The sequence below is a fragment of the Megasphaera sp. UBA4382 genome (genome assembly GCF_002391155.1).
Taxonomy (GTDB): domain Bacteria; phylum Bacillota; class Negativicutes; order Veillonellales; family Megasphaeraceae; genus Megasphaera; species Megasphaera hexanoica.
Map to the genome: position 1 here is coordinate 1 of NZ_DGRS01000026.1, position 2,838 is coordinate 2,838.

The 2,838-nt window shown below is 53.1% G+C and carries 3 protein-coding genes; 2 read left to right on the forward strand and 1 reads right to left on the reverse strand.

Features of this window, described 5'->3' with window-relative positions; translation table 11 throughout:
• On the reverse strand, positions 1-357 hold a 357-nt coding region (locus B4H10_RS02895; RefSeq protein WP_292018134.1), incomplete at its 3' end, for a putative sulfate exporter family transporter.
• Positions 358-479: 122 nt separating this feature from the next.
• Between B4H10_RS02895 and B4H10_RS02900 the strand changes: the two genes are divergently transcribed.
• Together B4H10_RS02900 and B4H10_RS02905 are read left to right on the forward strand one after the other, a co-directional pair.
• Entirely contained in the window at positions 480-1,391 is a 912-nt protein-coding gene (locus B4H10_RS02900) for a LysR family transcriptional regulator (RefSeq protein ID WP_059077135.1), read from the forward strand.
• Between the two features lie 27 nt (positions 1,392-1,418).
• On the forward strand, positions 1,419-2,708 hold the full coding sequence (locus B4H10_RS02905) for a M18 family aminopeptidase (protein WP_075582199.1): 1,290 nt from the start codon (positions 1,419-1,421) through the stop codon (positions 2,706-2,708).
• Positions 2,709-2,838: the final 130 nt, after the last annotated feature.

Consider the following 2,838-nt stretch of genomic DNA (forward strand, 5'->3'; position numbering starts at 1 on the left):
CCGGAATAACCGCGCCATGCCATAATTGATGAGGATCATCACCGCAACGACGACGACAGCCGCTTCCAGACTGTGCAGCCCCGACGTCATCAGGATGACCAGATTCAGTTTGAATCCCAGCAGGATAATACCGGCCCGTAAAAATTTATTGGCAATGAATCCCGTGCTTTCCCGGGCCGTCAGGGTCAGCGTACGGAAGAGCTGAAACGCCATACCCAGAAGCAGAGCCAGCACAAGATGGCCAATCAGGGAAAACCCCGGCAGCTTTGCCAGCTGCCAGCCTGCCAGGGAACAAGCCAGTGTCAGGATGACCCCGACAGAGGCGCGATGCCATTCCACAAATTTCATGTTACTCATTTTTGTCCACTCCTCTATTTCTCGTTGCGATGGAATAAGTATACCGCGCCTCTTTTCATATGAAAAATACCGATATATAATATATACCATAAGTAAATACTTATACTAACAGAGGTAATCTCATGACTATCCGCCACTTACAAATATTTATCGCCGTCTGCGAAACCATGAATATGACCCACGCTGCCCGGCAGCTGCACATCAGCCAGCCATCCATTACCCAGGCCATCCATGAACTGGAAGATCACTATGGGCTGTTGCTGTTCCATCGTCTGGGCCGGCGTATCTTCGTGACTGCTGCCGGCCAGCACCTCTTGCAATATGCCTACCAGATTACATCCCTCATCGAAAAAGCAGAAACGGGGATGAAATCCCTGCAAAATCAGATTCCCATACGTCTGGGTGCCAGCATTACCATAGGGGAAGTCCTGTTGGTCGAATTACTGCAGCACGAACACGTACGGCTGCCCGGGCAGGAAATCCTCTCAGAAATCCACAACACCAAAGAACTGGAACAACGGCTTATGGAAGATAAACTGGACCTGGCTCTCATCGAAGGCCGCCTGACATCTCCTTACCTCACGGCCCTTCCATTCCTGACAGACGAACTGACGGCCATTGCCGCTCCTCAAAATCCCTGGAGCCGGAAGGAAATCCGCCAGTGCCACGATCTGGACCATATCCCTGTATTTCTGAGAGAGTCTGGCAGCGGCACACGGGAATTGTTTGCCCGCATCATGGACGATCACGCCATTCCCTATCATGTCTGCGGCGTCTACAATAATTCCGAAGCCATCAAAAAAGCCGTCATAGCCAATCTGGGGACAGCCTTTCTCTCGCGCCGCCTGGTACAACGGGAAATCGAAGAGGGACTTCTATGTGAACTTCCCCTGCCGGGCCTTTCATTTCAGCGTATCTTCCAAATTGTCTACCATAAAGATAAATTTCTCACGCCATCCATGACCCACATCATCCGGGAATGCCTCACCATCCAAAACTGGCTGCCGGGGACCCACCCCGGCGAGGGTATCTGAGATAATTAAGAAACGGAGGTTTGTTCTATGAATCGTGTACAAGCAGGATTATTTGATTTTCTGGAAAAGGCCGTATCCCCCTTCCACTCGGTTAAAGCAGGTATTTCCCTGCTGGAAGAAAAAGGATTTACGCCTCTTTCCTTATCTCATACGTGGTCACTGACGCCGGGAAAGGCATACTATACCCGCGTATTCGGTTCGACGCTCCTGGCATTCCGCATCGGCAGGAAGCCGCGTAGTCACCTGCACATCGCCACGGCCCATACGGATTTCCCCTGTCTGCGCATCAAGCCCCATGCGGCGATTCAGACACAGCAGTACGGGAAACTCAATGTCGAAGTATATGGCGGCATGATCCGAAACACCTGGCTGGACCGCCCGCTGTCTCTGGCCGGTAAAATCGTGCTCCGCAGTGACGACGCCTATCATCCGGATGTGCGCTATGTCGATGCCCGCCGCCCTCTCCTTACGATTCCTCACCTGGCAATCCATATGAATCCCACGGTAAATGAAGGGGAAAAACTGAATCCCCAGAAAGACATGCTCCCCTTGTTCACCCTGACTGACCGGGATTCTTCCGGCGATGACCGGTCCGTTTTCCTGCAATTTCTGGCAGACGAATTTTCCCTGCAGGCAGCCGATATCCTGTCGTACGAATTGACGGTGTATCCGACAGAACCGCCTTGTCTCTTGGGGCGGAATAATGAATTCATTTCCGCCTCCCGCCTGGATAACCAGACATCGGTATATGCCTGCCTCATGGGCCTGATCCATGGCACCAGTACGGATGGAATCAATCTCATCGCCCTCTTTGACAATGAGGAAGTCGGCAGCCGCAGCAAGCAGGGGGCCGCATCACTCGTCTGCCCTCAGATCCTGCAGCGGATATACACCGGACTCGGATATACGGAATCGGAATTATGGGCCGATATGAGCGGCGGATACGTCTTCTCCCTCGATGCCGCCCACGCGTACCACCCCAACTATCCCGATAAAACCGATCCCACCAACCTCCCCGTCCTCAACGGCGGTCCGGTCCTGAAAATAGCCTGCAGCCAGACCTATGCCGGCGATGCCGAGGCGATTGCCATCGCCCGCAGCCTCTGCGAAAGCCAAGATATCCCCTGTCAGTTTTTCCTGAACCGCTCGGACATGCGCGGCGGCTCTACCCTGGGATCTCTCCTGTCGGCCAACATGCCCATGCGCACCATGGACATCGGACTGCCACTTTTGGCCATGCACTCTGCCCGGGAAACCATGGGAGCAGCAGACCAGGAAGCCCTGCAAAAACTGATGACCCTGTTCTTCAGCCGGTAACCGGGAAAAGCAAACGAGGCTTACCGCATGATAGCAACTGTTTCATGCGATAAGCCTTGTCTGTTTAGTATGGGGACGGTATATTTCGATGAAACCTTATTTTGTCTAGTGAACGTACCCCCGTCTATAG